This window comes from Streptomyces sp. AM 2-1-1 (assembly GCF_029167645.1).
GTDB lineage: Bacteria > Actinomycetota > Actinomycetes > Streptomycetales > Streptomycetaceae > Streptomyces.
In genome coordinates this window covers 5,352,576-5,376,679 of the sequence record NZ_CP119147.1, presented here as the reverse complement: position 1 = coordinate 5,376,679, position 24,104 = coordinate 5,352,576, and the positions used below count along the sequence as shown (strand labels likewise).

The following is a 24,104-nucleotide window of genomic DNA, read 5'->3' as shown; positions in this document are numbered from 1 at the left end:
GCTGCTCCTGTGTGGGGGCGGGAGGACGCGTGGGCGCGCTCCGGGACGGCGTGACACCTCACGCTACCCGCTGACCCGCCACGCACCCATGGGCCGAAACTACCCGATAGTAGGTCTTTCTCCCCGAGGGGATCGGTGCGTACGGTGCGGACATGCCCACACACAGCGTCGTGTCCGAGACCGAGACCAGCCTGGCCGATCTGCGGGGTGACTGCGTGCGGATGGCTCCGCACTGGGTGGTTCCGCCGAAGACTGCCACGCCACGGGTCACGCCGTCCCGGATTCACGGAGTCACGGTGCCCGCCGCCTCCGCCCGGCTGATCGGGGCGACCGAGGAGTACGGGGACTGACCGGACCGGCCGGATCCCGCCCACGCGCTCCGGACGTCGGGTCACGCGGCCACCGGCTCCCGCGCCCGGAAAGGGGTTCGACCGCCGGGGAGGGGAACCGATCGCCGCCGCGCACCGTCACAGCTCCGTCCCCTCCGTGGGGGCGGGGCGGACCGCCCGCCCAGGCAGTGACGGCGAAGGAGTGATCCGGTGAGCGACGAGCGATCCGACGACGACATGACCGTCCCCCGGCGGCGGCCCTCGGCCCTGATCGGTGCCGCGGTGGCCGCGGTGGTCCTGGCCGGCGGCGGAGGGATGTGGTGGGCGGCCACGGCGGACGACGGCGGCTCCGGGGCCGCTTCCTCGGCGTCGGGGCGCACCCCTTCGCCGGCGCCGCTGGACGTCTCCGGTTCGGCCGGTGCCCCCGCAGCGGGCATCGCACCCGGCGAGCCGGCGCCCACCGGCGTGGTCTACCGCGCGCCCGGCGCCCTTCCCCGGGGGCCGGCGACGGCCTCCGTGCACCGGGCGGACGGCGCGGTGACGTCCTCCCAGGTGTCCCGGCTGGCGCGAGCGCTCGGGATGCGGGGCGCCCCGCGCGCCGAGGGCGCGTTCTGGCTGATGGGGTCCGCCGAGGGCGGCGCCGAGCCGTACCTCCGGGTCGCCAGGAGCGCGCCCGGGACCTGGAGCTACGCGCGCGGCACGGGCGTCCTCTCCCCCTGCCCGTCCGGCTCGGTGTGCGCGGACGGTCCCGGGGAGGCGGGCCCGGTGGGTCCCGAGGAGGCGAAGGCGGCGGCCCGGCCGGTGCTCGACGCGGCGGGCCTCGGCGGCGCCACGCTCGGCACGGACCAGCTGATGGGCGCCGTACGGGTGGTGAACGCCGACCCGGTGGTGGGCGGGCTGCCGACGTACGGCTGGTCGACCGGGGTCCAGGTGAGGCCGGACGGGACGGTGACCGGCGCTTCGGGCCGGCTGTCGCTGCCCGCCGGGGGCGCCGCCTACCCGGTGGTGACGGCGGCCGAGGCGGTTCGGTCGCTGAACGCGGACGGAGCGGCCGCCGCGCCGGACCCGGCGGGCTGCGCGACGCCGGAGCCGCTGGGGGACCCGGCGGGCGGGCCGGAGGCGGGCGGCCCGGCGTGCGTCCCGTCGGCCGGCCGGCCGGTGGCGATGACGGTGGAGGACGCGGTCTTCGGGCTCTCGGCGCAGTACGCGGACGGGGGCCAGGCCCTCGTGCCGTCCTGGCTCCTCACCGTGCGTCCGGAGGCGGGCGGCGAGGTCTCCACGGTCGCCCGGATCGCGGTGGACCCGGCGTACCTGGCGCGGTCACCGGAACCGAAAGCTTCCGGTGGCGGCGGGGTCACCTCGTACACGGCGGACGGGCGGACGCTGCGCGTCACGTTCTGGGGCGGGGTGTGCTCGACGTACGCGGCGAGCGCCGAGGAGAGCGCGGGGCAGGTGCGGATCACCGTCACGGAGTCCGGGAAGGACGACGGCCGGCCGTGCGTCGCCCTCGCCAAGGAGCTCAGGGACACGGTGACGCTGGACGCGCCGCTGGAGGCGAGGACGGTCGTCGACGCGGCCTCGGGCCGGACGGTGCCCAGGCTCTGAAGGGCCGGGAGGGCCGGCGTCCGAGGACGCGGACGTACGACGGCGGCGGCCCCGGAGGTCATTCCGGGGCCGCCGCCGTACGCTCGTGCTCCGCCGCCGGTCCGGGACCGGGCGGGCGGGGTCTCCTCAGGCCGTGCGACGACCATTCCCGCCGGGCGTTCGGTGTCCGGCACGGCACCTCGCGGCGTCGTCGGACCGCCCGTGCACATCCCGTACACGGGCGGTCCTCCGCCGTGCGGTGCACCGCACCGGACACCGACCCGGCGCGAGGGGTCGGACGCGGCTCAGCTGAAGGAGTCGCCGCAGGCGCAGGAGCCGGTGGCGTTGGGGTTGTCGATCGTGAAGCCCTGCTTCTCGATGGTGTCGACGAAGTCGATGGAGGCGCCGCCGAGGTACGGGGCGCTCATCCGGTCGGTGACGACCTTGACACCGTCGAAGTCCTTGACGACGTCGCCGTCGAGGGAGCGCTCGTCGAAGAAGAGCTGGTAGCGCAGGCCGGAGCACCCGCCGGGCTGTACGGCGACGCGCAGTGCGAGGTCGTCGCGGCCCTCCTGGTCCAGCAGGCCCTTGACCTTGGCTGCGGCGGCGTCGGACAGGAGGATGCCGTCGCTCACGGTGGTGGTCTCGTCCGATACGGACATCTGCTTCTCTCCCGGGTTGTACGGACTGCTTGCCGACGGTGCAACCGTCGCGCGCCCGGATTCATTCCGCGCCCGCGTCCGTCTGTTCCTTTTCATGCTCGCACACGGTGGCGGCGAGGGTATGCGTCACATCGACGGTAACGGCGTCGTCAAACCGGCACGATCCGGTTATCATAGATAACGTCAAATAGACGAAAAGACTCCCGGCGCTGACCACCGGCTCCACCGGCCGGTCCCGCCGCGCTCATCAATGACAAGAAAGGGTGCGTGACGTGACCACGGCCCACCCCCCTGTGGAACTCGATGTGCAGCCGTCGCCCCTGGCCCTGCTCCTGCTGGGCCGCGAGGCCGACCCGAGGAGCGAGCGCGGTGTGGAGTGTCCGGGCGACCTGCCCTCCCCGTCCGACCCGGACCTCGTGGAGCGCGCCCGCGCGGCCAAGGAGAAGCTCGGGGACAAGGTCTTCGTCCTCGGCCACCACTACCAGCGTGACGAGGTCATCCAGTTCGCGGACGTCACCGGCGACTCCTTCAAGCTGGCCCGTGACGCCGCCGCCCGCCCGGAGGCCGAGTACATCGTCTTCTGCGGCGTGCACTTCATGGCCGAGTCCGCCGACATCCTGACCGGCGACGACCAGAAGGTCGTGCTGCCGGACCTCGCGGCCGGCTGCTCGATGGCCGACATGGCCACCGCCGAGCAGGTCGCCGAGTGCTGGGACGTGCTGACCGAGGCGGGCGTGGCCGACCGGGTCGTCCCCGTCTCGTACATGAACTCCTCCGCCGACATCAAGGCGTTCACCGGCCGCCACGGCGGCACGATCTGCACCTCGTCCAACGCCGAACGCGCCCTGGAATGGGCCTTCGAGAAGGGTGACAAGGTCCTCTTCCTCCCCGACCAGCACCTGGGCCGCAACACGGCCGTACGGGACATGGGGATGTCGCTGGAGGACTGCGTCCTCTACAACCCGCACAAGCCGAACGGTGGCCTGACGGTCCAGCAGCTGCGCGACGCGAAGATGATCCTGTGGCGCGGGCACTGCTCGGTGCACGGGCGCTTCTCGGTGGAGTCCGTCGAGGACGTCCGCGCGCGCATCCCCGGCGTCAACGTCCTGGTCCACCCGGAGTGCAAGCACGAGGTCGTCGCCGCCGCGGACCAGGTCGGCTCGACCGAGTACATCATCAAGGCCCTGGAGGCGGCCCCGGCCGGATCCAAGTGGGCCATCGGTACGGAGCTGAACCTGGTGCGGCGCCTGGCGAACCGTTTCGCGGCCGAGGACAAGGAGATCGTCTTCCTCGACAAGACGGTCTGCTTCTGCTCGACGATGAACCGGATCGACCTGCCCCACCTGGTCTGGACGCTGGAGTCGCTGGCCGAGGGCAAGCTCGTCAACCGGATCGAGGTCGACCCGGAGACGGAGAAGTACGCCAAGCTCGCGCTGGAGCGGATGCTCGCGCTGCCGTAGGGCGCCCGTACGGAAGAAGGGCCCGGCCCCCGCTCGCGAGCGGGGGCCGGGCCCTTCTTCCGTACGGGCGCGGGGTCAGACGCCGGAGTGCGCCGCCTCGCGGGAGCCGTCCGCGCCGGAGTCCGTGCCGGTGGTGGAGCCGGAGCCGGTCCGGGGCGGAACCTCGCCCTTCGCCGCGCGCTTGGCCGCCTTCTTCGCGGCCCGGCGCTCCTTGCGCAGCTCCACCATGGTGTAGAGCGTCGGCACCAGCAGGAGCGTCAGCAGGGTGGAGGTGAGGAGACCGCCGATCACCACGAGGGCCAGCGGCTGGGAGATGAACCCGCCGTCGCCCGTGACGCCGAGCGCCATCGGCAGCAGCGCGAAGATCGTCGCCAGCGCGGTCATCAGGATCGGGCGGAGCCGGTGACGGCCGCCCTCGACGACCGCCTCGACGACGCCCATGCCCTGGGACCGGTACTGGTTGATCAGGTCGATCAGCACGATCGCGTTGGTGACCACGATGCCGATGAGCATCAGCATGCCGATCATCGCCGGAACACCCATCGGGGTGCCGGTGATCAGCAGCAGACCGATCGCGCCGGTGGCCGCGAACGGGATCGAGACCAGCAGGATCAGCGGCTGGACCAGCGAACGGAAGGTCGCGACCAGCAGCATGAAGACGATCGCGACGGCCGCCAGCATGGCGAGGAAGAGCTTGGCGTTCGCGTCGTCCTGGTCCGCGCTGACACCGCCGATGGTGGCGGTGGCGCCCTCGGGGAGCTCCAGCGCGTCGAGCTTCTTCGTCAGCTCCCTGCTGACCGCACCGGTGTCGTCGTCGGTGGGCCGCGCCGTGATGGTGGCGGCACGCTGTCCGTCGATCCGGGTCACGGAGACCGGGCCGGGAACCAGCTCGACGTCGGCGATCCGGCCGAGCTTCACCGCGCCGAGCCGCACCTCTTCGAGCTGCGCCATGGTGGTGGCCGGTGTCGCGGACTTCACGACGACGTCGCGCTCGGTGTCGTCGAGCATCGCCGTGCCCGACTTCGTACCGCCGACCGCTCCGGCGACGGCGGCGCCGAGCGTGGTCTGGTCGAAGCCGGCCGCGGCCGCCCTGTCGTTGGCGCGGACCGAGATGCGCTTCACGCTCTGGGCGAGGTTGCTCTCGACGTCGGTGACGCCGTCCAGCTTCTCGACCGTGGTGCGCACCGCCTCGGACGCCTTCTTCAGCACGTCCGGGTCGGCGGCCTTGACCGTGACGCTCAGGTCCTGGCTGCCGAAACCGCCGCCCGCCGCGATGCTGGTCCGGCCGATGCCGTCCAGCTTCGCCAGCGAGCCCTCGATCCGCTTCTGGGCGGCGTCGAAGTCGCCCGCGTCCTTCAGGGTGATCTGGTACGAGGCCTGGTTGGCGCCCGTGCTCCCGCCGAAGGCGGCCAGGAAGCCGGAGGACCCGACGGTGACCTGGTACTCCTTGACGCCCTTGTCGGCGACGATCACCTGCTCGACCTTGCGGGCGGCCGCGTCGGCCGCTTCCAGGCTGGTGCCCGGATCCAGCTTCTGGGTCAGGGAGAGGACTTCCTGCTCGCCCTCCTCGAAGAGGGTCGTCTTCAGCAGGGGGGCCATACCGAACGTGCCGAGCAGGATCACCAGGGCGATGACGACGCTGGTGACACGGCGCCGGGTGGCGAAGCGCAGCACCGGGACGTAGGAGCGCTGGAGCCGGCTCGCGGCCTCCTTCTCCTCGGCCTTGCGGCGGGCCGCGTCCGGGTCGTCCTCGGCGCCCTTCGGGGCCCGCAGGAACCAGAAGGAGAGGACCGGCACCACGGTCAGCGAGACCAGCAGCGAGGCCAGCAGCGCGGCCGTGACGGTGAGCGAGAACGAGCCGAAGAGCTGGCCGACCATGCCGCCGACGAGACCGATCGGCAGGAAGACGGCGACGGTGGTGAGGGTGGAGGCGGTGACCGCTCCGGCCACCTCCTTCACCGCGGCGATGATCGCCGACTGGCGCTCCTCGCCGTACCCGAGGTGCCGCTTGATGTTCTCCAGGACGACGATCGAGTCGTCGACGACCCGGCCGATCGCGATGGTCAGCGCCCCGAGGGTGAGCATGTTGAGCGAGAGGTCACGTGTCCACAGCACGATGAGCGCCAGGACCACGGAGAGCGGGATGGAGACCGCGGTGACGAGCGTCGAGCGGATCGACGCCAGGAAGACCAGGATCACCACGACGGCGAAGAGCAGGCCGAGCGCGCCTTCGGTGGTCAGGCCGGAGATCGCGTCGGAGACCGCCGGGCCCTGGTCGGAGACGACCGTCAGCTCGGCCCCGGCGCCCAGGTCCTCGCGCAGGTCGGGCAGCTTCTTCTCGACCGCGTCGGAGATGGCGACGGCGCTGCCGTCCTGGTCCATCGTCGCCATCACGGCGAGGCTCGGCTTGCCGTTGGTGCGGGTGATGGAGACCGGGGTGGCCTCCTCCTGCTTCACGGTGGCGACGTCGCCGAGGCGGACCGGCTTGCCGGGCTTGCCGGGTGCGGCGGGGACGATCCGCACGTCCTCGATCTGCTGCAGCGAGGTGAAGCCGCCGCCGACCTGGATGGTGCGGCTCATGCCGGACTCGGAGAAGGAGCCGGCCGCCATGGTGCCGCCCGCCGCCTGGAGCGCAGGGGGGAGCGAGGCCGCGGAGAGACCGGCCTTCGCGAGCTTGCGGTCGTCGGGGACGACGGAGACCTGCAGTTCCTGGACGCCGCTGACCGCGACCTGGCCGACGCCCTCGATGTCCTCCAGCGCGGGCACCACGGTGTGGTCCAGCTGGTCGGCGAGCGCCTGCTGGTCCTTGTCCGAGGTGACGGCGAGGACCACGGTCGGGATGTCGTCGGTGGAACCGGCGATGACCTGCGGGTCGACGCCCTCCGGGAGCTGGTTGCGCGCCCGGTTCACCGCCTGCTGGATGTCGGCGACGAGCTGCTTGGTGCCCTCGTCCCCGAAGTCGAAGGTGGCCATGACGACGGCGTTGCCCTCGGCGGAGGTCGAGGTGATGCCCTCGATGCCGTCGACCGCCTTGATGGCGTTCTCGAGCGGCTCGACCACCTGCTTCTCGACCACGTCGGGGGAGGCCCCCTGGTACGGCGCCAGGACCGACACCATCGGCAGCTCGATGGTCGGCAGCAGCTGCTGCTTGAGCTGCGGGATCGCTATCGCGCCGAAGACGAGGGCGACGATGGAGATCAGCCCGATCAGGGCCCGTTGCGCGAGGCTGAACCTTGACAGCCAGGACATGGGTGGGGTCTCTCTTCTGTGGCGTACGCGGAGATGGGGCGGGCACGTGGACGCGAGCGGACACACCTGCCCCACTCGTACGATCCCTGATCCGCCGCGCCGTGACGTCGGCCCACCGGGGTGCTTTCCCGACCGCCGTGTACCGCAGGTGGAGTACGCCCGCCTCCTCCCGGACCGTTTCCCACTCCGCGGGCCCCGGGGTCCGGGTCAGGAGCTGCGCGGGCGCACCAGCCCCGACTCGTAGGCGATGACGACCAGTTGGGCGCGGTCGCGGGCACCGAGCTTCGCCATGGCGCGGTTCACGTGGGTTTTGACGGTCAGCGGACTGACGAGGAGGCGTTCGGCGATCTCGTCGTTGGAGTGTCCGGCGGCGACCTGGACGAGCACCTCGCGTTCGCGGACGGTGAGCGCGTCCAGCCGCTCGGCGCGGGCGGCGTCCAGCGGGCCGTCCGGGTCGCCCGCGGTCGCGAGGAAGGTGGCGATCAGCCCTTTGGTGGCGGCCGGGGAGAGCAGCGCCTCGCCGGCCGCGGCGACCCGTATCGCCTGGAGGAGTTCCTCCGGCTCCGCACCCTTGCCGAGGAAGCCGGAGGCCCCGGCCCGCAGCGACCGCACGACGTACTCGTCGACCTCGAAGGTGGTCAGCATGACGACCCGTACGCCCGCGAGCGCCGGGTCCGCGCCGATCAGGCGGGTCGCGGCGAGGCCGTCGGTGCCGGGCATCCGGATGTCCATCAGGACCACGTCGGGGCGGGTGGTGCGGGCGAGTTCCACCGCCTGGGCGCCGTCGGCCGCCTCGCCGACGACCCGCATGTCCGCTTCCGAGTCGACCAGCACCCGGAACGCGCTGCGCAGCAGCGCCTGGTCGTCGGCGAGCAGCACCCTGATCACGCTCACGCGAGATCCCCCGTCCGGTCCGGACCTCCCGGGCGGACGTCCACCGGGAGGATCGCATGCACCCTGAATCCGCCGCCGTAGCGGGGTCCCGCCGTGAGGGTGCCGCCGAGCGCGGTGACGCGCTCGCGCATGCCGAGGAGCCCGTGGCCACCGCCGGGGCCGCCCTGGGCCGGGATCGCGGGGGTGCCGCGCCCGTCGTCGAGCACGGTCACCTCGGCGGTGGCGCCGACCCGGACGACGCTGACCTCGGCCTTCGTGCCGGACCCCGCGTGCTTGCGGACATTGGTGAGGGCCTCCTGGACGACGCGGTAGGCGGCCAGGTCGACGGCGGCGGGCAGCGGGGCGGCCTGTTCGGGGCAGGCCACCTCGACCGGGAGGCCGGCGTTGCGGAAGGTCTCGACGAGTTCGCCGAGGACGGCGAGGCCGGGTGCGGGTTCGGTGGGGGCCGCGGGGTCGCCGGACTGGCGCAGCAGACCGACGGTGGCGCGGAGCTCGTCGAGGGCGGAGCGGCTGGCGTTCCGTACGTGCGCGAGCGCTTCCTTGGCCTGGTCGGGTCGCTTGTCCATGACATGGGCGGCGACCCCGGCCTGGACGTTGACCAGGGCGATGTGGTGGGCGACGACGTCGTGCAGGTCGCGGGCGATGCGCAGGCGCTCCTCCGCGACGCGGCGGCGGGCCTCCTCGTCGCGGGTGCGCTCGGCGCGCTCGGCGCGTTCCCGGATCGCGTCGATGAAGGCCCGGCGGCTGCGCACGGCGTCCCCGGCCGCTCCGGCGAGGCCGGTCCAGGCGACGACGCCGAGGTTGATCTGGCTGTACCAGGGGGCCGCACCGAAGATCATCGCGGCGGCGGTGAGCGCGGCGCCGGCGACCAGTCCGACCCGCCAGGTGGTGGGCCGGTCGGTGCGGGAGGCGACGGTGTAGAGGGCGACGACGGCGCTCATCACCACCGGCCCGGGCGGGTCCACCACCACGAACTCCACGACCGACAGGCAGCAGGTGAAGGCGAGCACCTGCAGGGCCCGGCGCCTGCGCGGGACCAGCGCGGCAGCGCCGAGCAGCATCAGGACGACGCTCGACGGGGCCGGGGTGCGGGAGCCGAACGAGGGCCCGTGGTGGCCGGGACCGGAGTCGGCGAAGGACGCGGCGAGCATGGTCCCGAGGACGGCGAGGGCGAGCCCCGTGTCGAAGGCGAGCGGGTGGTTCCGCAGCCAGCGGCGGGCGCGCGCGAGTCCGGTTCCGAGGGTGGTCACGTCGGGCAACGGTACGGCGTGCGGGGAGCGGCGCGGCCGGCCGGCGGATCGCGCACACCGGTACGCCCCGGGCGCACGCCCCCGGACGGCGTCCGCCCGGCGCACCGCCGCCCGCCCGGTGGCACCGGGCGGGCGGGGGCGGAGTGCGGTGCGTCAGCCGGGGATCAGACCGTCGTCGTGGAGCATGGCGCGGACCTCTTCGAGGGTGGCGTCCGGGGACGGCAGGATCAGTTCGGACGGTTCCAGGGAGTCGTCGGGCAGCGGCGAACCCAGCTCGCGCACCCTGGCGAGCAGGGCGTGCAGCGTGGTGCGGAACCCCGGGCCGTCGCCGCGCTCCATCTCGGCGAGCAGTTCGTCGTCGAGCGCGTTCAGCCCGGCGAGTTCGCTGTCGGCCAGTGCGACCTGGCCCTCCCCCATGATCCGTACGATCATGTCGTTCCCTCAGCTCTTGTCGTACCGGTTCGGAGACTGCTGCTGGGAGCCGGGCGCGGTGTCCTGGACGCCGCCCTCGATGGCCTGCTGGCCCGACGAGGTGCCGCCGGCCAGTTCGGCCTTCATCCGCTGGAGCTCCAGCTCCACATCCGTACCACCGGAGAGGCGGTCCAGCTCGGCGGCGATGTCGTCCTTGGCGGTGCCGCTGGGGTCGTCCAGGGCGCCGGAGGCGAGCAGTTCGTCGATCGCGCCGGCCCGGGCCTGCAGCTGCTGCGTCTTGTCCTCGGCCCGCTGGATGGCCAGGCCGACGTCGCCCATCTCCTCGGAGATGCCGGAGAACGCCTCGCCGATGCGGGTCTGCGCCTGCGCGGCGGTGTAGGTGGCCTTGATCGTCTCCTTCTTGGTGCGGAAGGCGTCGACCTTGGCCTGGAGCCGCTGCGCCGCGAGGGTGAGCTTCTCCTCCTCGCCCTGCAGCGTCCGGTGCTGGGTCTCCAGGTCCGTGACCTGCTGCTGGAGCGCGGCGCGGCGGGAGAGCGCCTCGCGGGCCAAGTCCTCCCGGCCGAGCGCGAGCGCCTTGCGGCCCTGGTCCTCCAGCTTGGACGACTGGCCCTGCAACTGGTTCAGCTGGAGTTCCAGGCGTTTGCGCGAGGTCGCCACGTCGGCGACTCCGCGGCGCACCTTCTGCAGCAGTTCCAGCTGTTTCTGGTACGAGTAGTCGAGGGTCTCGCGCGGATCCTCGGCCCGGTCAAGGGCCTTGTTCGCCTTCGCGCGGAAGATCATTCCCATACGCTTCATGACACCGCTCATGGGCTGCGCGCGCCCCCTTCTTGACGACTGAGCTCCATCACTCCGACAGAACCCACAGTACGGGCCCCGTCTCCATTACCGCACTGTTCGGAGCCCGATGTGGTCCTCCCCAAGGACGACTGCGCTCCTCGGCCGCTCCCGCCCGAGGAGGAGTGCGGGGGTGCGGGTCCACCGGGGCGGACGTCCGTGTTGCCCCGGTGGGACACCGTTGGGGACGCGGGCCGTTGCCGGATCGTTCCCGCCCTCTCCGTATGCCCGCCCGCCGGACCCCGTACCCTTGGGTTTTGTGTTCCGTAGCCGCTCCAGTCAAGAGAAGGCCCCCACCGGCAAGGTGACGGCGGACCTCTCCACCCAGTCCCGCGACCCGCAGGCTCCCAAGGGTCGCCCCACGCCGAAGCGCACCGACGCGCAGACGCAGCGCCGTCGCGCCTCGACGACGCCCGTCGACCGCAAGGAGGCGGTGAAGCGCCAGCGCGAGGCACGCCGGGTCGACATGGCCAAGCAGCGCGAGGCCCTCGCCTCCGGCGACGAGCGCTACCTCCCGGTCCGCGACAAGGGCCCGGTGCGGCGCTTCGTCCGCGACTTCGTGGACTCGCGCTTCTGCGTCGCCGAGTGGTTCCTGCCGATGGCCGTGGTCATCCTGGTCCTCAGCGTGATCCAGGTCCGGAACCTCCAGAACATCTCGCTGCTGCTGTGGCTGGGTGTGATCGTGCTGATCGTGCTGGACTCCATCGGTATCGCGGTCCGGCTGCGCAAGCAGCTGCGGACGCGCTTCCCGGACACCCCGCAGCGCGGCGCCGTCGCGTACGGCCTGATGCGCACCCTCCAGATGCGTCGGATGCGGCTGCCGAAGCCGCAGGTCAAGCGAGGAGAGCGACCCTGACCGCAGAGGCTTCCGGCTTCGCCGACGGCTCCGCGACCTGGCTCGCGGGGCTCGGCGGACTGCGCAACGTCGTCCGCCAAGAGCTCGTGGCCCGGCAGCTGGACGAGCAGATAGCGGCCCGCTTCCCGGTGGGCCGGCGGCTGCGCGTCCTCGACGTCGGGCTGGGCCAGGGCACCCAGGCGCTGCGTCTGGCGCGGGCCGGCCACTCGGTGACCGGCCTGGACTCCGACCCGGCGATGCTGGCGTCGGCCCGCGAGGCGCTGGAGCACGAGCCCGAGGGCATCCGCGAGCGCGTACAGCTGATCGAAGGGGACGGCTCCGAGACGGGGGTCCACTTCCTCCCGGGCAGCTTCGACATGGTGCTCTGCCACGGCGTACTGATGTACGTCGAGGAGCCGGACGCCCTGCTGGCGGGGCTGGCCCGGGTGCTGGCACCCGGCGGTCTCCTCTCGCTCCTCGTACGGAACGGCGACGCGCTGGCGATGCGCCCCGCCGCGGCCGGTGACTTCGGCTCGGCGCACGCCGCCTTCGACACCGCCTGCTACACCAACCGGCTGGGCCTGCGGGTGCGGGCCGACCGGCTCGACGCGCTGACCGCCACCCTGGCGGGGATCGCGGCGCCGCTGCACGCCTGGTACGGGGTGCGGGTCTTCACCGACAACGCGCCCGGCGACGCCCCGCTGCCCGACGCGGCCGCGCTGGAGCAGATGTTCGCCGCCGAGGAGCGGGCCGGGCGGACCGACCCCTACCGGCGGGTCGCCGCGCTCCTCCACCTCTGCGGCGTACGCGGCGAACGGACCTGACGGCCTCCCCCGCCGGTGAGGCGGGCATCCGGTCCTGTCCGGGTCCGTTCGGCCCAGCACCACCCGCCGCCCGAAAGGGACGAACGGGATACTCCGGCCATGGACGCATCCCACTTCCGCCACCGCGCACGCCGATCGCCGCTGCCCCTGGTCGCGGGTCTCTGCGCCCTCGCCCTGGCGAGCGGCTGTTCGGGCCCGGACTCGGGGCCGGCCGCCCCCGAGTCCTCCACGTCGGCCGCCCGGGCCGACTCGGCCTCCCGCGCCGTGGCCCAGCTGGAATCCGACTACCAGCGGGTGATCAACGACGTGCTGCCGTCGGTGGTCCAGATCCAGACCGCCGACGGTCTGGGCTCCGGCATCGTCTACGACACCGACGGCACCATCGTGACCAACGCGCACGTCGTCGGTGAGGAGACGTCCTTCAAGGTCAGTGTCGCCACCGGCGAGAAGGTGCTCGACGCCTCGCTGGTCTCGTCCTACCCGGAGCAGGACCTGGCGGTGATCCGCCTCGGCGACGCGCCGGAGGGGCTGCGGGCGGCGAAGTTCGGCGATTCGGAGAAGGTCGAGGTGGGGCAGATCGTGCTGGCGATGGGCTCACCGCTCGGCCTCTCCAGCAGCGTCACCCAGGGCATCGTCTCGGCGCTCGGCCGGACCGTCAGTGAGCCCTCGTCCGGCGGCGGCACGGGGGCGACCCTCGCCAACATGGTGCAGACCTCGGCGGCGATCAACCCGGGCAACAGCGGGGGCGCGCTGGTCAATCTGAACAGCGAGGTCATCGGCATCCCCACGCTCGCGGCGACCGACCCCGCCCTCGGCAACAGCGCGGCTCCCGGCATCGGGTTCGCCATCCCGGTCTCGACGGTGAAGACCATCGCGGACCAGATCATCGACCACGGCGAGGTCACCGCCTCGGGGCGGGCCGCGCTCGACGTCACCGGCCGCACGGTCGTCGACGACGACTACCAGCCGGCCGGCGTGGCGCTGGTGAGCGTGGAGCGGGACGGGGCCGCGTACGACGGGGGGATGCGGGTCGGCGACATCGTCACCGGGATCGGTGACACCGAGGTCACCACGATCACCTCGCTCGCCGAGGCGCTCGCCGCCGAGCAGCCCGGGGACAAGGTCCGGGTGACCTACACCCGCGGCGGTGGCACGCGGACGGCCGAGGTCACCCTCGGCGAGATCTGACCCCGTCCGGGAGCGGGCGGGGGCGCGGAACGATCCGCTCCCCCGCCCCCGCCCGGGGCGTCACGTCACGCGGTCCCGGCTTCCGGCGCGGAGGCCGGCGGTGGTTCCGGCGCGGAGACCGGCGCCGTTTCCGGAGCGGCCCGGTGACCGGCGTCGGGCTCGGCCTCCGGCTCGGGCTCCGGCTCGGCCTCGGGCGCGGGCCGGGACTCCGTCTCCGCGTGGAGGCTCATCGGGCCGTAGATCTTCGTGGAGTCGTCGAAGAGCGTCACCCCGTCCGCCCCACCGTCCAGGAGCTCCTTCCAGAACTCACCGATCCAGGATTCCGCGTCACCCTGGGTGGTGAACTCCTCCGGCTGCACCGCCGGCTCCGTCTCCGTACCGTCGGACTTCTCGAACCGCCACGTCCACGCCATGTCAGCCTCCTGGGTCCTGTTGCTGCCCCGAGCCTAGGGCCTCGGCGGGCGTTACCGATGTGATCGTCCGGAAGATTGCCGCCGGGGTGTCCGGAACCCGGCTCGGGCAGTCGCCCGGAGCGGCTGGTACCGGACCGGCGCGGGCGCGCGGTGGGCGACGGAGGGACGGCCGGGCGCGCACGCCCGGCGCGCACGCGGCAGGATCAGGGTGTGGAACTGACTCTCCTCGGCACCGGAGCCCCCGGCGGACTGCCCCGGCCCGACTGCCCCTGCGCCGCGTGCGCGACCGCCCGCGGCGGCGGTGCGCGGGCCACGACGGCCCTGCTCGTCGACGACGCCGTGCTGCTCGACCTCACCCCGGGCGCGGCGCTCGCCGCCGCCCGCGCCGGGCACTCGCTGGGCGGGGTGCGCCAGGTGCTGCTGACCCACCCGCAGAACGGACCCCCCGTCGAACTGCCCCCGGGGCTCCCCCGGGCGGGCCGGGTGCCGGACGGACAGGTGTTGACGCTGATCAGCGGCCACCGGGTCCGGGCGGTGCCGATGGACGCGCCGGGCACCGGGTACGAGGTGATCTCCCCGGACGGCGAGCGGCTGCTGTACCTGCCCCAGGGCGCCGCCCCGGCCGGGCTCGCCGAGCCGTTCCCGGAGCCGTACGACCTGGTCGTCGGCGACGTGGTGGGGCGGCCGGACGCGCTGGCGCGGCTGCGGGCGGTGGGCGCGGTCGGGCCGGTCACCGAGGTCGTCGCCGTCCACCTGGACCACGACGCGCCGTGGGGGGCCGAACTGGACCGCCGGCTCGCGGCGGCCGGCGCCCGGGCGGTGCCCGACGGGACGACGCTGGTGACCGGGGAGTACCGCCCTCCGGTCGCGCCGCCCCGGCGGACCCTGGTGACCGGGGGCGCCCGGTCGGGCAAGTCGGTGGAGGCGGAGCTGCGGCTGGAGACCTTCCCCGGCGTGGTGTACGTGGCGACGGGCGGCCGGCGGGACGGGGACGCCGAGTGGGCCGCCCGGGTCGGACTGCACCGTGAGCGCAGACCGTCCGCCTGGCGCACCGAGGAGACCTGCGAGGTGGCGGAGCTGCTGCGGGCGGACGGGCCGCCCCTGCTGATCGACTGCCTCTCGCTCTGGCTGACCGACGCGATGGACCGGGTGGAGGCCTGGGACGACGCGCGCTGGGCGGACGGCGGGGAGAAGGCACTGCGGGCGCGGGTCACGGATCTGGTCGCCGCCGTGCGGGAGACCGGGCGGACCGTGGTGGCGGTGACGAACGAGGTCGGTTCGGGGGTGGTGCCGGCGACCGCGGCGGGGCGCCGGTTCCGCGACGAACTGGGGCGGCTGAACGCGGCGTTCGCGGCGGAGTGCGAGACGGTGCTGCTGGTCGTGGCGGGACTGCCGCTCGTGCTGCGCGGCTGAGGGACCGCCTGCTCCCCCGTCGGCCCGTGCCGTGCCGTGCCGGCCCGGCACGGGTGCCGGGCCGGGCGGGGCAGGGCCGGTGGACGCCGGGAGGCGTTCGACGGCCCCGCGCCGGACCTACCTCAGCCGGTCGAGCACGGCGTTCGCCATCGCCTGCTCGCCCTTGGCGTTCGGGTGGGCGGGGGCCGCGGGCGAGGCCGGCACGAGCGGCTCGATCCAGCGGTCCTCGGGCGCCTTGCACATGTCGTGGCCGAGCGTGGGGCCGTAGGTGTCGACGTACTCGGCGTGGTTGCGGACGGCCGCCCGGCGGAGCATCGCGTTGAGCCGCTTCTCGGTGTCCCGCAGGTAGGGGAAGTCCCCGGCCGCGAAGGGCACCGCCGGGAAGCAGCCGCTGCCGTCGTCGGGGAGCAGGTCGGGGTAGCCGACGACCAGGACCCGGGCGTGCGGTGACCTCGCGTGCACGGCCCGCAGCACGCGGTCGATCTTGGGGGCGGTCCGCGCGATGGCGACGGTCAGCCGGTCCGTCCCCGAGGAGGTGTAGTGGCTCCGGCACGGATCACCCGCCGGTGCCTGGGCGCCCAGGCCCGCGCAGGTCGCGATGATCGATCCGAAGCCGATGTCGTTCCCGCCGATCTGGAGCGTCACGAGGTCGGTGTCGCGCTTCAGCGCCCGCAGCTGCGGGGCGTTGGCGCCCTGCGCCGTCCACATCTGCTCCGTCGTCGCCCCGCCGCAGCTCACGTCCTCGAAGGCGGAGGCGTTCTTCCGCCGTGCGACCAGGGAGGGGTAGTTGGCGCCGGAGCGGGCGCAGCCGGCGTCGACCTGCGGAGGGATGGCCGGCCCCGACGTGTACGAGTCCCCGAGCGCGACGTAGCGCGGCCGGTGCGCCCGACCCGGGCCGTGGCCCCCGTGTCCGCCGCCCCTACCGTGCCCCGCCGTCGTCCCGTGCCCCGCCGTCGTCCCGTGCGCCGCATCGGTGCCGGTGCCGTGCGCCGCCGCCGGTGCCACCGAGGCCACGAGCAGCGCGCAGCTCCCGAGCACCGCCCCCACGGCCACCGCGCGACGCCGCGCCACCGCAACTCCCTTGTCCGCCATGTGCGTTCCTCCCGGTAGACCTGGACGCCGCCACGCGGAGCCGAGACCGGCCGCGGGCGCCGCACGACACGACGGAGCTTGTATACCGCCCGGTAATCCCACGCGGCCAGAGGCGGGGCGCGATTGGTCCCGCCCGGCCCTCCCCGTCCGGCGGCGGACCGCACGGCCCCGGTCACCGGGACGGAGCGGCCCTCCGGGACGGTCGGGGGAAGGGTGCACCGGATACTGTCCGGATACTGTTCCGAGGAGCCCGCCCGCGGGCTCCGGCCCCGATGCGACGACCCGCGAGGCAGACCTCCGTGAACCTGGACGACTTCTCCGACCTGATCGAGCGCCCCGACGGCGGCGTCCGCCGCGACGCGGAGGACCGCCGGGCGCGGCTGACCGTCCCGCCCGGCGCGCTCGGCCGGCTCGACGAACTGGGCGAGTGGCTGTCCGCCGCGCAGCAGACCGTGCCGGTCCGGCCGGTGGACCAGCCCCGCGTGGTGCTCTTCGCCGGCGACCACCGGGTGGCGGAGCTCGGCGTCTCCGGGCGGCCCGCGGGGAGCGCGTACGAGCTGGTCCGCGCCACCCTGGACGGTTCGAGCCCGCTGGCGGTGCTGGCCCGGCGGTTCTCGGTGCCGGTACGGATCGTCGACGCCGGACTGGACTGCGATCCGGAGCTGCTGCCGGAGTCCGTCGTACGGAGCCGGGTGCGACGTGGCACCGGGCGGATCGACATCGAGGACGCCCTCACCGCCGAGGAGGCGGCCGAGGCCGTCCGGCTGGGCATCCGGATCGCCGACGAGGAGGCCGACTCCGGTACGGATCTGGTGGTCCTGGGCGACATCAGCGTGGGCGGGACGACGGCGGCCGCCACCCTCATCGCCGCGCTCTGCGGCACCGACGCGTCGGTGGTGACCGGACGCGGCGGCGCGGGGATCGACGACCTGGCGTGGATGCGCAAGTGCGCGGCGATCCGGGACGCGCTGCGCCGGGCCCGCCCGGTCCTCGGCGACCAGGTGGAGCTGCTGGCGACGGTGGGCGGCGCGGACCTCGCCGCGATGACGGGCTTCCTGCTCCAGTGCGCCGTGCGCCGGCTGCCGGTGGTGCTGGACGGCGTGGTCTCGGCGGCATGCGCCCTGGTGGCGCAGCGGGCCGCGTTCCGGGCGCCGGACTGGTGGCTGGCCGGGCACGCGAGCGGCGAGCCCGCGCAGGCGAAGGCGCTGGACCGGATGGCGCTGACGCCGCTGCTCGACCACGGGGTGACGGTCGGCGAGGGCACGGGCGCGCTGCTCGCCCTCCCGCTGGTGCGGGCCGCCGCCGCGTTCGCCGCCGAGCTGCCGGAGCGCGAGCCGGAGAAGCCGGCCGACGGTGAACACACCGACGGGGGACAGCCCCACGGCGAGCACGCCGACGGGGGCCCGGCCGGGGAGCGGGACGGGGCCGCCGGTCCGGCCGTCTGAGACCGGGTCAGGGCTTCGGACCGGGCAGCGGCACGCGGTCCGGGGCGCCGCCGATCAGGTCCTGGAACCTGCGGCGGGGCCCGGCCCAGCGCACGTCGTGGTGGTAGGCGCGGAGCACCGCGCGGGCGCGGGCCCGGTGGCGCCGGCCGTAGAACCGCTTGGCCCACGGTGAGCCGGGGCGGGCCAGGCGGAGGGCGCCGATCACCGCCACGAAGGGGACCAGGGCACCGACGACCGCCATCCGCGCCTTGCCCTTGAAGAGCGCGATCAGCACGAAGAGGAAGTTGACGACCATGGTCAGGACGAGGCCGAGCCGGCCGTTCTCCTGTTCGTCCGTCAGTTCGTCCACCCCGAACGGGGAGAAGCCGCCGAGGACCAGCAGCACGAGCGAGGTCGTCAGCACGACCATCTCCACGCTCTGACGGCCCTGCTCCGTCCAGTAGACGTCGTCCAGGTGCAGGATCAGCGCGAACTCGTCCAGAACCAGGCCGGCCCCGATCCCGAAGATCACCGCGAAGACCAGGGCGGTGACGCCGTGCTGACCGCTGGCGACCGCGCCGAAGCCGCCGAGGACGGAGAGGACCACCCCGGGGACGACGTGGTGCACGTGGACCCCGCCCGGGGTGATGTTGCGGAACGGTCCCTTCCCGGCCCGGATCATGCGGGTGATGGTGCGGGTGACGGCGAAGGTCAGCACGAACGCGGCCAGCGCGAGGAGCAGCGGCAGCTTTCCCGGTTCGGTGATGTTGCTGTGCCACCAGTGACCCATGCCACCCTCTCCCAGTCGGTCACCTTTGATGCATATTCGTCACATCTTGTCCGATCGACCGGCGTTGCGCACGGGCTAACGTGCTCGCGGTGACCTCCCTGAACAGCCACGGCCTCCGCTTCGCCTTCGGCACCCTCACCGCGCTCCCCGTACGCGTCACCCGCTGGGACCGTGACGCCGCCCGTGCGGGCATGCTCTGCGCGCCGCTCGCCGGGGTCGTGGTGGGGCTGCTCGCGGCGGGGCTCGGTTCGGTGGCACTGCTGCTCGGCTCGGGCCCGCTGCTCGCGGCCGTCGCCTCCGCCGCCGTACCGGCCGTGCTCACCCGGGGCCTGCATCTGGACGGCCTCGCGGACACGGCGGACGGGCTCGGCAGCGCCAAGCCGGCCGGGGACGCGCTGCGGATCATGAAACAGTCCGACGTCGGGCCGTTCGGCGTGGTCACCCTGGTCCTCGTGCTGCTGACACAGGTCGCCGCGGGGTACGGGCTGTACGGCCGGGGCTGGACCGAGGGCGCGGCGGGCACGGTGGTGGCCGCCGTCGCCGCCCGGCTCGCGCTGACGTCGGCGTCGCGCCGGGGCGTGCCGGCGGCCCGTCCCGAAGGGCTGGGCGCGGTGGTGGCCGGCACCGTCCCGGTGCGCGGGGCGGTCCTGGTCGCGGTGGCCGCGCTCGTGGCCTGCGCCGCGGCCGGGGCGGGCGGGACGGAGGGGCCTGGCTGGGCGGGCGGGGCCGCGCACGCCGCGCTGGCCGCGCTGCTCGCGCTCGGCGCGGCCGAGGTGCTGCTGCGGCACTGCGTGCGGCGGTTCGGCGGGGTGACGGGGGACGTGTTCGGGGCGGTGGAGGAGACGGCGGCGACGGCGGCCCTGGTGGTGCTGGCGGTCGGCTGACGCGGGGCCCGGCTCAGGACCCGGACGCGCAGCTCTTCCGCCAGGAGCCCAGTGCGTACCTCTTCTCCAGCGAGCTGAGCCCGAGTTCGCGGGAGCGGGCGCAGAAGGCGGCGGCCGGCACTTCGTACTCGACGTGGAAGACGGCCTTGTCCGCCTCGGTGAACGGGAGCAGTTCCTCGCACTCGTCGTACTGGGCGCACTGCTCGTTGACCGCGAAGTCGAAGTCCGGTTCGAGCGCCGGGATCTGGTCCAGGTCGTTCTTGAGTCCGACCGCGAGGCCGCGGCGGTGGGCGAGGCGGGCGATCAGCCGGTTGTAGGCCAACTGGTCGGCGGCGGTGAGCGGGAACCCGGTGTCGTTGCGGTAGCCGTCCATGTTGTCCGGCTCCACGGCATCGAACCCCTTCTCCGCGCACATCGCGATCCGGGCCTCCATCAGCGGCTCCAGGACGTCGGTGCGCCGGATGTCGAGCCAGCGCTCGCCCTCCCAGCCGTTGCCCTTGCCCAGCACGGCCGCGGGGAAGGAACCGGCGTCCGGGCGGAACTCCTCGTGGGCGCCGGTGGAGAGGTAGCAGACGACCTTGCGGCCCCGGTCGTGCAGCGCGGCGACCGCGGCGGCGCCGTGGTCGAAGCCGTCGATGTCGTACACCGGGACGTCCACGGTGGTGTCGAGCCGCCCGGAGAGCTGCCACTGCCAGTCCAGACCCGGCCGGGGCCGCCAGCGCGGGGCGGCCGGGTCCGTCGGGGAGGCCTCGGCCGGCGAGTCAGTCGCCGGGGCCGTCGGGGCAGCGGCGGCGGGCCGGCCCGCCGGGGCCTCCCGGGGGGCCTTCGAGGTGCAGCCGGAGAGCAGCAGCGCCACCATCAGGAGGGCGACCGCCATCGGCCGTCCGGCTCTCTTCGCCGCGCCGGACGCCGTCCCCCGACCCGTTCCCGTACGCGTCCCCGTATCCGTCCCGTCCACCGTTCCCCGACCCCGTCCCCGTCCGTGCCGGACGCGCTTCGGTGCGGCCGTGCGCCAACGAGCCTATGCTCCCGGCCCGTTCGCGTCCCTCGCGGGCGTGCCCGGCGCCGGGCACGTTCCGAGGTGAACGCCGCCGTGATCGCCCGGAAACAGCGCGCGTAGGCTCGTTCCCGGTGCGTCGCGGGGGCGTCTACGATGCGCCGGGCACGGTCGGCCCACCCCTCGACCGATCCAGCAACTCAACGGAAGCGAGAATTCACCACCGTGACTGCTCTCACTCTCAGCACCTCCGGTGCGGCGACGCTGCGCGCCGACGCACTCGTCGTCGGCCTCGCCAAGGGCTCCAAGGGACCGGTGCTCGCACCGGGCGCCGAAGCCGTGGACAAGGCGTTCGGCGGAAAGCTCGCGGCTGTCCTGGAGACCCTGGGCGCCAGCGGTGCCGAGGGCGAACTCACCAAGGTCCCCGCCGCGGGCGGCCTCAAGGCCCCCGTCGTCGTGGCGGTCGGCCTCGGCACGGTCCCGGACTCGGACGACGCCTACGACTCCGAGACCCTGCGCCGGGCCGCCGGTGTCGCGGCCCGTGCCCTGACCGGCGCGAAGAAGGCCGGGTTCGCCCTGCCGGCCGCGACCGTCGAGGACGCCGCCGCCGTCGCCGAGGGCGCGCTGCTCGGCGCGTACGCCTTCACCGCCTACCAGGGCGGCCTGAACAAGCTCGCCCCCCAGGCGGCCCGGGACAACGCGGCGAAGCTGCCGCTCGCCGAGGTCGCCCTGCTCGGCACCAAGCCGCGCGACAAGGCCTTCAAGGCCGCCGCCGAGCGCGCCGTCGCCGTGGCCGAGGAGATCAACCGGGCCCGCGACCTGATCAACACCCCTCCGAACGACCTCTACCCCGAGTCCTTCGCCGCCGTGGCCGCCGCCGCGGGCAAGGAGCACGGCATCAAGGTCCAGGTGCTCGACGAGAAGGCGCTCGTCAAGGGCGGCTACGGCGGCCTCCTCGGCGTCGGCCAGGGCGCCGCCCGCGGCCCCCGCCTGGTGAAGCTCGCCTACACGCACCCCAAGGCGGAGAAGACCCTGGCCCTGGTGGGCAAGGGCATCACCTACGACTCGGGCGGCATCTCGCTCAAGCCGGCCGGGCACAACGAGACGATGAAGTGCGACATGAGCGGCGCCGCCGCCGTCTTCGCCACCGTCGTCGCCGCGTCCCGCCTCGGCCTGCGCGTCAACGTCACCGGCTGGCTGGCGCTCGCGGAGAACATGCCGTCGGGCAACGCCACCCGCCCCGGTGACGTACTCCACATGTACAGCGGCAAGACCGTGGAGGTCCTCAACACGGACGCGGAGGGCCGGCTCGTCCTCGCCGACGCGCTGACCCGCGCCTCCGAGGAGGCCCCCGACGCGATCGTCGACGTGGCGACCCTGACCGGCGCCATGGTGCTGGCGCTCGGCAACCGCACGTTCGGCATCATGGCCAACGACGACGCCTTCCGCACGTCGATCCACGAGATCGCCGAGGAGGTCGGCGAGGCGTCCTGGCCCATGCCGCTCCCGTCCGACCTGCGCAAGGGCATGGACTCCTCGACCGCCGACATCGCCAACATGGGTGAGCGGATGGGCGGCGGCCTGGTGGCCGGCCTGTTCCTGAAGGAGTTCGTCGGCGAGGGCATCGCCTGGGCGCACCTGGACATCGCGGGTCCGGCCTTCCACGAGGGCGCGCCGTACGGCTACACCCCCAAGGGCGGCACCGGCTCCTCGGTCCGCACCCTGGTCCGGCTCGCGGAGCGCACCGCCGCGGGCGACCTGGGCTGACCCCCGTCGCCGGTCCTGCGGGACCGGGCGGTCCTCTGTGACCAAGTCGTACGGCCCCGGGCGGTTGTCCGGGGCCGTACGCATCGTGTGCGCCGTACGAACCGGGGCAGGCGCCGGTCAGCGAGGTTTCGCACCCGGCGAACACCGCCGAATCCATCCGTTTCCACGCGGGGGCTGACCGCGACCGGCCGCGCGGCGCCCCGTCCGGATCGGGCCCCGCGTCCCGTCGGCGGTCAACAAGTGCGAAGATGGGTTCTCGGCAGGACAGGGCCCCCACCACAGGGCCGAACGACTCAAGCGGCCGAACACCAGCCGACCGGCCGGTCACACCCCACGGGGCCCGGCGTACGGCGCACATGCATGGAGGACGTGACGTGGCGAACGACGCCAGCACCGTTTTCGACCTAGTGATCCTCGGCGGTGGCAGTGGCGGTTACGCCGCGGCCCTGCGCGGAGCGCAGCTGGGCCTGGACGTCGCTCTGATCGAGAAGGGCAAGGTCGGCGGTACCTGCCTGCACAACGGCTGCATCCCGACCAAGGCACTGCTGCACGCCGGCGAGATCGCCGACCAGGCACGCGAAGCCGAGCAGTTCGGTGTCAAGGCCACCTTCGAGGGCATCGACATCGAGGCCGTCCACAAGTACAAGGACGAGGTGATCTCGGGCCTGTACAAGGGCCTGCAGGGTCTCATCGCCTCGCGCAAGGTGCACTACATCGAGGGTGAGGGCCGCCTGTCGTCCCCGACCTCGGTGGACGTGAACGGCGAGCGCGTGCAGGGCCGTCACGTCGTGCTGGCGACCGGCTCCGTGCCGCGCTCGCTGCCCGGCCTGGAGATCGACGGCAACCGGATCATCTCCTCGGACCACGCGCTGAAGCTGGACCGTGTCCCGAAGTCGGCCATCGTGCTCGGCGGCGGCGTCATCGGCGTCGAGTTCGCCTCGGCGTGGAAGTCCTTCGGCACCGACGTGACCATCGTCGAGGGCCTGAAGCACCTGGTCCCGGTCGAGGACGAGAACAGCTCGAAGCTTCTGGAGCGCGCGTTCCGCAAGCGCGGCATCAAGTTCAACCTCGGCACCTTCTTCGACAAGGCCGAGTACACGCAGGACGGCGTCCGCGTGACCCTCGCCGACGGCAAGACCTTCGAGGCGGAGGTGCTGCTGGTCGCGATCGGCCGCGGCCCGGTCTCGCAGGGCCTCGGGTACGAGGAGGCCGGCGTCGCGATGGACCGCGGCTACGTCCTCGTCGACGAGTACATGCAGACCAATGTTCCGACGATCTCGGCCGTGGGCGACCTCGCCCCGACCCTCCAGCTGGCGCACGTCGGTTTCGCCGAGGGCATCCTCGTCGCGGAGCGGCTGGCCGGCCTGAAGACGGTGCCGATCGACTACGACGGTGTGCCGAAGGTGACGTACTGCCACCCCGAGGTCGCCTCGGTCGGCATCTCCGAGGCCAAGGCCAAGGAGATCTACGGCGCGGACAAGGTCGTGGCCCTCAAGTACAACCTCGCGGGCAACGGCAAGAGCAAGATCCTGAAGACCGCGGGCGAGATCAAGCTCGTCCAGGTCAAGGACGGTGCCGTGGTCGGCGTCCACATGGTCGGTGACCGCATGGGCGAGCAGGTCGGCGAGGCGCAGCTGATCTACAACTGGGAGGCGCTGCCGGCCGAGGTCGCGCAGCTCATCCACGCCCACCCGACCCAGAACGAGGCCATGGGCGAAGCCCACCTCGCGCTGGCCGGCAAGCCGCTCCACTCCCACGACTGATCCAGTCCCGGGCGACGACC

At 73.5% G+C, this 24,104-nt stretch carries 20 protein-coding genes and 1 pseudogene; 11 read left to right on the top strand and 10 right to left on the bottom strand.

Features of this window, described 5'->3' with window-relative positions; all coding sequences use genetic code 11:
- Positions 1-152 precede the first annotated feature (152 nt).
- Entirely contained in the window at positions 153-350 is a 198-nt protein-coding gene (locus PZB77_RS23470) for a hypothetical protein (RefSeq protein ID WP_275494595.1), read from the top strand.
- A 189-nt stretch (positions 351-539) separates the two neighbouring features.
- On the top strand, positions 540-1,934 hold the full coding sequence (locus PZB77_RS23465; protein WP_275494594.1) for a hypothetical protein: 1,395 nt from the start codon (positions 540-542) through the stop codon (positions 1,932-1,934).
- 284 nt (positions 1,935-2,218) lie between these two features.
- Here the strand turns inward: PZB77_RS23465 and PZB77_RS23460 are convergent, their stop codons facing one another.
- Positions 2,219-2,575: an iron-sulfur cluster assembly accessory protein gene (locus PZB77_RS23460; RefSeq protein WP_266703501.1), complete on the bottom strand. Its 357-nt coding sequence runs from the start codon at positions 2,573-2,575 to the stop codon at positions 2,219-2,221.
- Between the two features lie 263 nt (positions 2,576-2,838).
- Here PZB77_RS23460 and nadA point away from each other — a divergent pair, with 263 nt between their 5' ends.
- A complete protein-coding gene (nadA, locus tag PZB77_RS23455) occupies positions 2,839-4,035 on the top strand; it encodes a quinolinate synthase NadA (protein ID WP_275494592.1) in 1,197 nt (398 codons plus the stop codon).
- A gap of 75 nt (positions 4,036-4,110) precedes the next feature.
- Here nadA and PZB77_RS23450 read toward each other — a convergent pair whose 3' ends face one another.
- The 5 genes from PZB77_RS23450 to PZB77_RS23430 all read right to left on the bottom strand — a co-directional run bounded on the left by PZB77_RS23450 (position 4,111) and on the right by PZB77_RS23430 (position 10,655).
- On the bottom strand, positions 4,111-7,284 hold the full coding sequence (locus PZB77_RS23450) for an efflux RND transporter permease subunit (protein ID WP_275494591.1): 3,174 nt from the start codon (positions 7,282-7,284) through the stop codon (positions 4,111-4,113).
- Positions 7,285-7,491: 207 nt separating this feature from the next.
- A complete protein-coding gene (locus PZB77_RS23445) occupies positions 7,492-8,178 on the bottom strand; it encodes a response regulator transcription factor (RefSeq protein ID WP_275494590.1) in 687 nt (228 codons plus the stop codon).
- A complete protein-coding gene (locus PZB77_RS23440; protein ID WP_275494589.1) occupies positions 8,175-9,428 on the bottom strand; it encodes a sensor histidine kinase in 1,254 nt (417 codons plus the stop codon). Before PZB77_RS23440 ends, PZB77_RS23445 begins: the two co-directional genes overlap by 4 nt.
- Positions 9,429-9,581: 153 nt before the next feature.
- Complete coding sequence (locus PZB77_RS23435) at positions 9,582-9,860, bottom strand: hypothetical protein (protein ID WP_275494588.1); 279 nt, start codon at positions 9,858-9,860, stop codon at positions 9,582-9,584.
- Between the two features lie 9 nt (positions 9,861-9,869).
- Positions 9,870-10,655 carry a PspA/IM30 family protein gene (locus tag PZB77_RS23430; protein WP_275494587.1) on the bottom strand — a complete coding sequence of 262 codons (786 nt, stop codon included), beginning with the start codon at positions 10,653-10,655 and terminating at the stop codon, positions 9,870-9,872.
- 298 nt (positions 10,656-10,953) lie between these two features.
- Here PZB77_RS23430 and PZB77_RS23425 point away from each other — a divergent pair, with 298 nt between their 5' ends.
- The 3 genes from PZB77_RS23425 (at position 10,954) to PZB77_RS23415 (ending at position 13,541) form a co-directional block, all read left to right on the top strand.
- Positions 10,954-11,550 (top strand): DUF3043 domain-containing protein, encoded by a 597-nt coding sequence (locus tag PZB77_RS23425; RefSeq protein ID WP_275494586.1) that lies wholly within the window; start codon positions 10,954-10,956, stop codon positions 11,548-11,550.
- 59 nt (positions 11,551-11,609) lie between these two features.
- Positions 11,610-12,353: a methyltransferase domain-containing protein gene (locus PZB77_RS23420; RefSeq protein ID WP_275496183.1), complete on the top strand. Its 744-nt coding sequence runs from the start codon at positions 11,610-11,612 to the stop codon at positions 12,351-12,353.
- A gap of 99 nt (positions 12,354-12,452) precedes the next feature.
- Positions 12,453-13,541 (top strand): trypsin-like peptidase domain-containing protein, encoded by a 1,089-nt coding sequence (locus tag PZB77_RS23415; RefSeq protein WP_275494585.1) that lies wholly within the window; start codon positions 12,453-12,455, stop codon positions 13,539-13,541.
- Positions 13,542-13,753: 212 nt separating this feature from the next.
- On the opposite strand, the pseudogene PZB77_RS23410 reads toward PZB77_RS23415, so the two are convergent.
- Positions 13,754-13,954: pseudogene (locus PZB77_RS23410) on the bottom strand (hypothetical protein); the annotation flags it as partial.
- A gap of 210 nt (positions 13,955-14,164) precedes the next feature.
- Here PZB77_RS23410 and PZB77_RS23405 point away from each other — a divergent pair.
- Positions 14,165-15,367, top strand: coding sequence for a bifunctional adenosylcobinamide kinase/adenosylcobinamide-phosphate guanylyltransferase (locus PZB77_RS23405; RefSeq protein WP_275494584.1), 1,203 nt, complete (start codon positions 14,165-14,167; stop codon positions 15,365-15,367).
- Positions 15,368-15,484: 117 nt separating this feature from the next.
- On the opposite strand, the gene PZB77_RS23400 is transcribed toward PZB77_RS23405, so the two are convergent.
- Positions 15,485-16,459: an SGNH/GDSL hydrolase family protein gene (locus PZB77_RS23400; protein WP_275494583.1), complete on the bottom strand. Its 975-nt coding sequence runs from the start codon at positions 16,457-16,459 to the stop codon at positions 15,485-15,487.
- 299 nt (positions 16,460-16,758) lie between these two features.
- On the opposite strand from PZB77_RS23400, the gene cobT reads away from it, so the two are divergent.
- Positions 16,759-17,904, top strand: a complete 1,146-nt coding sequence (gene cobT / locus PZB77_RS23395) for a nicotinate-nucleotide--dimethylbenzimidazole phosphoribosyltransferase (protein WP_275494582.1) — start codon at positions 16,759-16,761, stop codon at positions 17,902-17,904.
- Positions 17,905-17,911: 7 nt separating this feature from the next.
- On the opposite strand, the gene PZB77_RS23390 is transcribed toward cobT, so the two are convergent.
- A complete protein-coding gene (locus PZB77_RS23390; protein ID WP_275494581.1) occupies positions 17,912-18,673 on the bottom strand; it encodes a hypothetical protein in 762 nt (253 codons plus the stop codon).
- A gap of 89 nt (positions 18,674-18,762) precedes the next feature.
- On the opposite strand from PZB77_RS23390, the gene PZB77_RS23385 reads away from it, so the two are divergent.
- Positions 18,763-19,557: an adenosylcobinamide-GDP ribazoletransferase gene (locus PZB77_RS23385; protein ID WP_275494580.1), complete on the top strand. Its 795-nt coding sequence runs from the start codon at positions 18,763-18,765 to the stop codon at positions 19,555-19,557.
- A gap of 13 nt (positions 19,558-19,570) precedes the next feature.
- Here the strand turns inward: PZB77_RS23385 and PZB77_RS23380 are convergent, their stop codons facing one another.
- Entirely contained in the window at positions 19,571-20,434 is an 864-nt protein-coding gene (locus PZB77_RS23380) for an endo alpha-1,4 polygalactosaminidase (RefSeq protein WP_275494579.1), read from the bottom strand.
- Positions 20,435-20,779: 345 nt separating this feature from the next.
- Between PZB77_RS23380 and PZB77_RS23375 the strand changes: the two genes are divergently transcribed.
- Both PZB77_RS23375 and lpdA read left to right on the top strand, forming a co-directional pair.
- Positions 20,780-22,321, top strand: a complete 1,542-nt coding sequence (locus tag PZB77_RS23375) for a leucyl aminopeptidase (RefSeq protein WP_275494578.1) — start codon at positions 20,780-20,782, stop codon at positions 22,319-22,321.
- 374 nt (positions 22,322-22,695) lie between these two features.
- Positions 22,696-24,084: a dihydrolipoyl dehydrogenase gene (gene lpdA, locus PZB77_RS23370; RefSeq protein WP_275494577.1), complete on the top strand. Its 1,389-nt coding sequence runs from the start codon at positions 22,696-22,698 to the stop codon at positions 24,082-24,084.
- The last annotated feature ends 20 nt before the right edge of the window (positions 24,085-24,104 follow it).

What these genes read in the sequence shown, in the direction of transcription:
- PZB77_RS23470 (WP_275494595.1), top strand. Translation starts at nt 153, where the DNA reads ATGCCCACACACAGCGTCGTGTCCGAGACCGAGACCAGCCTGGCCGAT.
- PZB77_RS23460 (WP_266703501.1), bottom strand. Translation starts at nt 2,575, where the DNA reads ATGTCCGTATCGGACGAGACCACCACCGTGAGCGACGGCATCCTCCTG.
- PZB77_RS23450 (WP_275494591.1), bottom strand. Translation starts at nt 7,284, where the DNA reads ATGTCCTGGCTGTCAAGGTTCAGCCTCGCGCAACGGGCCCTGATCGGG.
- PZB77_RS23435 (WP_275494588.1), bottom strand. Translation starts at nt 9,860, where the DNA reads ATGATCGTACGGATCATGGGGGAGGGCCAGGTCGCACTGGCCGACAGC.
- PZB77_RS23430 (WP_275494587.1), bottom strand. Translation starts at nt 10,655, where the DNA reads ATGAAGCGTATGGGAATGATCTTCCGCGCGAAGGCGAACAAGGCCCTT.
- PZB77_RS23415 (WP_275494585.1), top strand. Translation starts at nt 12,453, where the DNA reads ATGGACGCATCCCACTTCCGCCACCGCGCACGCCGATCGCCGCTGCCC.
- PZB77_RS23400 (WP_275494583.1), bottom strand. Translation starts at nt 16,459, where the DNA reads ATGGCGGACAAGGGAGTTGCGGTGGCGCGGCGTCGCGCGGTGGCCGTG.
- PZB77_RS23390 (WP_275494581.1), bottom strand. Translation starts at nt 18,673, where the DNA reads ATGGGTCACTGGTGGCACAGCAACATCACCGAACCGGGAAAGCTGCCG.
- PZB77_RS23380 (WP_275494579.1), bottom strand. Translation starts at nt 20,434, where the DNA reads ATGGCGGTCGCCCTCCTGATGGTGGCGCTGCTGCTCTCCGGCTGCACC.